The organism is Cardiobacterium sp. (genome assembly GCF_057314735.1).
In genome coordinates this window covers 1-5,357 of the sequence record NZ_DBHKZK010000075.1, presented here as the reverse complement: position 1 = coordinate 5,357, position 5,357 = coordinate 1, and the positions used below count along the sequence as shown (strand labels likewise).

General features: G+C 42.5%; 4 protein-coding genes. All 4 read right to left on the bottom strand.

Annotated features, from left to right (window positions below; genetic code table 11):
- Positions 1 to 3,373 (bottom strand): calcium-binding protein (locus ACO54Z_RS11085; RefSeq protein WP_485997064.1); only part of this gene is annotated, 3,373 nt, incomplete at its 3' end.
- A 14-nt stretch (positions 3,374 to 3,387) separates the two neighbouring features.
- A complete protein-coding gene (locus ACO54Z_RS11080; protein WP_485997063.1) occupies positions 3,388 to 3,987 on the bottom strand; it encodes a hypothetical protein in 600 nt (199 codons plus the stop codon).
- A gap of 107 nt (positions 3,988 to 4,094) precedes the next feature.
- Positions 4,095 to 4,703 (bottom strand): hypothetical protein, encoded by a 609-nt coding sequence (locus tag ACO54Z_RS11075; protein ID WP_485997062.1) that lies wholly within the window; start codon positions 4,701 to 4,703, stop codon positions 4,095 to 4,097.
- A gap of 329 nt (positions 4,704 to 5,032) precedes the next feature.
- Positions 5,033 to 5,357 (bottom strand): hypothetical protein (locus ACO54Z_RS11070; protein ID WP_485997061.1); only part of this gene is annotated, 325 nt, incomplete at its 5' end.

The following is a 5,357-nucleotide window of genomic DNA, read 5'->3' as shown; positions in this document are numbered from 1 at the left end:
GAACGGGTTCAGCGGGTTCAGGATCAGGGAAAGGTCCATTCTTTCTTTCCGAAAGCGGCAACTCATAATCGCCATAAGCATAATCCAGTACGCGAATAACACCGGGATAATCCTTATGGGTAATATTCAGTTCACTGCCCTTTTTGGTTATTTGCCAGCCGTTCTCATCGTCAGACCATATTTTGCGTTCCTTGTCATAATTCCATTTAAGCGAGGAGATGGAGAAAGCATCCAGGAATATTTCATCCATTTTATTGCCGTCCCCGCGACCGTCATCAATAACAATATCGGTTGGCGCCGGTTTTCCCTCTTCCGGTTGCAACTCCTCACGGAAGAAATAATAACTGTCTGCCCCTTTGCCACCAATGAGCGTATCGCTGCCAGAGCCGCCGCGAAGGTGATCGTTGCCAACGATGCTTTTATCACGGTTGTCATCACCAAAAACAATATCATTACCGCCTTGGCCATCAAGAACATCATCACCGCGCTGACCGATTAACATATCATCACCGGTTCCCCCTTCAATGTCGTCTCCTGCGCCCTCTTCTTCTGCAACCAGTGAAGCATTGTTTTCCCAGTCATGATAATCGCGGGTGATAAAATAATCCTGCTTGTCACGATCAATTTCCAGTTTCCATGCTACGGACTTATCTATTAGCCGGTTGGATATTTGCACTTCTTCTATACGATTCCATCTTTTTTCCTTTAAATTATAACTATGTATATGGGTAATTGGCAAATAAGCGCCATGACTACGGTCAATATGGGCATAAACCATGGCATTGGAGTCCCCAACCAGCAAATCATTCCCTGCGCCACCCCGGATAGTATCCGTACCTGCACCACCCTGAACAATATCCCGAGCCGCACTGCCATACAGCGAATCATTGCCTTCCGCACCATTTACCCAATCGCCTTGTCCCTTGCGTTCCTGAAGTTGAAGATGTTCATTAATATTACCGGCATGGATAATATCATTGCCAAAGCCGCCCATGATAAAATCTCTTCCTTCATTGCCGGACATGAGATTAGCATCCAGGATTTTTTGTTTCCCGGTGAGCGCCGTCTTGGGAGCACTGCCCAATAACACATCGGTATCTGTCCCACCTTCGATAATGTCTGGATAGAGGCTGCCATATACTATGTCATTGCCTGCCCCTGTTTGCGTTACCAGGCCATAGCCAGATTTTCCCGGCAAGGCACTGTTTGCCCAGATAAGATCATTTTCGAAGCTGCCTTGCACCAAATAGCTGTCAGGACCAAGATTATATTCGTTATGTACATCATAACGTTTCGGCGTAATCGTATATTCTTTTGCCTTCTCGGGTTCGGGTTTTGGTGCAACATCATACAAATCCAAGGCCCCGTCCAGCGTATTTCTGCTGTTAAAATAATCCTTGACTGTAACTTTATTGGCTTCATTGGCAACAGATGTGACCACCAGATTTTGCCCGTCACGAACGGCCCGGAACTTGCCATCTGGCTCACCATTGCTGTCGCTACTTATCCAGCTATCCTGGCTATTTGGTGTTTCGGGAATAAAGTATTCTGCCTTGTCCTTGCCAAAGCGCAGCTCCCCCTTGCCGTCGGCATCAAAGACCGTATCGTGGTCTTCAATATAATAAGTATCGAAGTCTGGGCCACCTTCAAGATAGTCTCTGCCTTTACCACCATTTAGAGTATCCTTTCCGCCACCTGCGAAAATATAAGCATCACCTGCCCAATCGTATAATTCATTCACGCTATCTGTTCCAAATATTACATTTGAAATAACAGCATCAGCGTCATGAGGCTTGGAAGAGATACTAATATTACTGGCTCGATCCTGATAAGCGTAGCCTGAAGCGTGTTCATTTTTTGACAGAAGTTGCAGCATATCAAGGCGGTGCTTTATATATTCCTTCGTCATACCTGCATAGGTAGATTGGTCATTAATATCCAAGAATTTTAACGTTGGTACCTCATCCTTTAACAGACCATTTTTTTCATCATAAAGTTTATCACCAGATAATGAAAATGGATATAGATGTTTCAAGGCATAGCGGTACCCCATTCCTTTCACAGGATCATAGACTTCCTTTATATCATCCTGATTTAAGGAAGACATAAGTTTTACGGTAAGCGAATGCTCAAGTCCTTCTTTTTTGATTTTTTCGTGCAATTTGGAAATAATAAAGAAAAGAATTTCTCCATACCCTTTTGTAATTGGTGGATCTATTCCCAGTAATTGTACTGCAAGTTTTTTAACAATACTTTCTACTCCACCCATACCAGTAGCGGCCGCTTCTTCAAATAGTTTGTTAAAATCTTTAACAAAATCATCATGATTTTTATTGTCGAGTTCGCTGTCAAGGCGTGCAAACAGCGCCATAGCTGACATGGTATTATCCATCGGCCCCATACCATGACCCAAAGTATCACCATCGAGCCCCCCGCTTTCAATGAATAACTCAGGTGTAGCTCCTGGTTGCTCAAGACCAATGAACCAATCTTGTGCGACAAGATCCATATTTTTATCGCCAATAAAATTGGTGATTTTATTTTTATCAAATTTTGACGAACCGCCCAAGACATCAAATATTTTATTTATATTATTTTGCAGAGTATATCCTTCAAATATACTAGCCCTGCCACCAAAGCCTGCACCATTAATCATATATGCATGATCTGTAACATCAGGAAACAATCGGGAAAATGCGGCTGACAAGTGCCCTCCCAAGCTATGCCCCGTTACAGTAACTTTATCAATAGATAGACCTAATCCATCATATCGTTCGTCATCAGGAGAGAAAATCTCATGAGAGTTTCTAAATACAATTCTCTTCCAAGTGAGGTTATCTAAAAAATATCCTTTAGAGGTACTTCTTTCATGATCCTTTTCCCAATTCTCCAATTCCTCTAGTTCCTCTAGTTCTTTTCCTGAAATGATTTTGGCAACTTCATATTCTCCTATACAGGTTATTTGTTGCCAAAAATTATATAGATCTACAACTTGGTGATGTGCTATACCATCGTATGCAATATCTGCGAGATCGGTTTTAAGAAAATCTTTATAAAATTCTTTGGTTCCCTTTAAAGCAAGAACATATTTGCCAGGATTACTCCCTCCCATCTTTCCTTTAAAAAGGGTTCCAGAAAAACTGCTTTCATCTTCACGATCTTTCCAATGAGCCATTATCTCGTAGTTATCAAAAACTAGATCCGCCAAGGATTCCGGTGTTCTGCGCCACTTTTTTTCCTTATCATTTAGCATGGCATCTTTTGCAAGATATTCATTATACTTAGTTCCTATCTGAGCTTTAGAAAAATCTGCATAGGATGCCTCTGCAAGATTAAAATAATCAGCTAAAAGGCGATTATATTGAGTACTCATAACTTGCTCCTTATCTAAGGTTTGTATTGATAAACTCTAAATCGATCTTCATAAGAAAGATCCCCTCTGGAACAATCTTGGATATTATTTAACCAAAATTTAAGACCTTCTAAAGAATAAACTAGTGAAGGTGCGTTAACACCGAATGTTGTTGTTTGAAAAACAACCTGATGCATTCTGTAATCGTAATAAATAACATCTGTCTCGGTTATTCCTTTTATTTCATTCCTAATATCAAAAGAACGGATCCGACTATTTTCGTATCCTTGTGGCTTATACTCTCGCCCTTGAAACGATATATTACTTACTCCATCTTCTACGTGAATTAATTTATTTATTTCATGGATATTATTCCATTCTTCTTCACCTATTCTCTTGCGATATTCTTCCGGGGTGAGATAGACCTTCGTGCCGCCGCTGGTTTCGCACAGGCGCGTTACCCGAACTTGCAACATCCAGTATTCGACAGCCCAGTACACGATAAAGTTGCCCATTGGCAGCATAAAACCGACAAACAGCCCAAAATGCCGCTTCGCCTTCCAGCCCAATACCATGAAAAGGATGGTACCCAAAACCCAAACTCCGAAAAAGAACAGGACAGCGAGACCGAACATTTTATTCTCTTGTTAAATTACAATTGACATTACATTGATGAAATCTGCATAGGGCGCTTCTGCAAGATTAAAGTAATCCGCCAACAAGCGATTTGATTGAGTGCTCATTATTTACTCCTTTTGATATTGGTATATTGATCGATTCTGAATCTCTCCTCGTAAGGAAGATCTCTGTCGGAACAGTCTTTAATGTTATTTAGCCAAAATTTAAGTCCCTCTAAAGAGTCAAGTATAGATGGCGCGCGGAGACCAAATGCTGTTCTTTGAAAAATAACTTGTCGCATTTTGTAATCATAATAAATAATGTCTGATTCAGCTATACCTTGCGTTCTACCATTAATCTGAAAAGAGATGATTCGGTTACTGTCGTATCCTCTTGGTTTGTATTTCCTTCCCTGGAATAGAAGGCTATCTATGCCATCTCCTACATGAATTATTTCATCAATTTCATGAAGATTTTTCCATTCTTCTTCACCAATTTTTTTGCGGTATTCTTCCGGGGTGAGATATATCTTTGTGCCACCACGGGTTTCGCACAGGCGCGTTACCCGAGCTTGCAACATCCAGTATTCGACAGCCCAGTACACGATAAAGTTTCCCATTGGCAGCATAAAACCGACAAACAGCCCAAAATGCCGCTTCGCCTTCCAGCCCAATACCATGAAAAGGATGGTACCCAAAACCCAAAGTCCCAAAAAGAACAGGATGGCGATCATGAACATTTTTATACTCCCAATGGGCGCAAAATAGCCAAACACCCCCACGGGCGCGCCTGCCCGTGGGGGTGTTTGCTGGGATGTGCTGCTTGTACGTTGCGTCGGGTGGCGCGGTGGTGGTTTTTGCGGGCTGTCATTGCTGTCGTCCCTGATTGAATGGCTTGTAGGCGAAGGTAACGATTTTTTCAGGAGCAGGCAAGACCAAATACGAATGCTTAAAAAAGGCAGCTTGCGGATTATATGACGAAAATATTGTTCAATTTATTGTATTTAATGAGTTTATATGCTTTATCTGGAGTGTGTGCAGCGGCTGTTTTGTCACGCTGTTTTCACAATATAGCAATGGCTTGGTGTGCTTTTTTGAGGCTTGCTGTGGATGGATGCCAACCGCGGTTTGTGTTCTCTCGCCAGGAGCTGTTTGCAATTCGGCGGATAAGCCCTCTCTCTTGCTTCGCAAGCAATGCTTGCGAAGCAAGAGAGAGGGGTTGGTGTGAGGGTAGCAAACCATTGAAAAACTTGAATTTTAGCTCGTCAATAATATTGCCACCCCTCCCCAGCCCTCCCCCGGGCCCCACGCAAAATGCGGATGCATTTTGCGTGGGTACCCGCCCGCTGCGGGCTTCGCCCTGCAGGGAAGGGAGATTTTTCAATAGA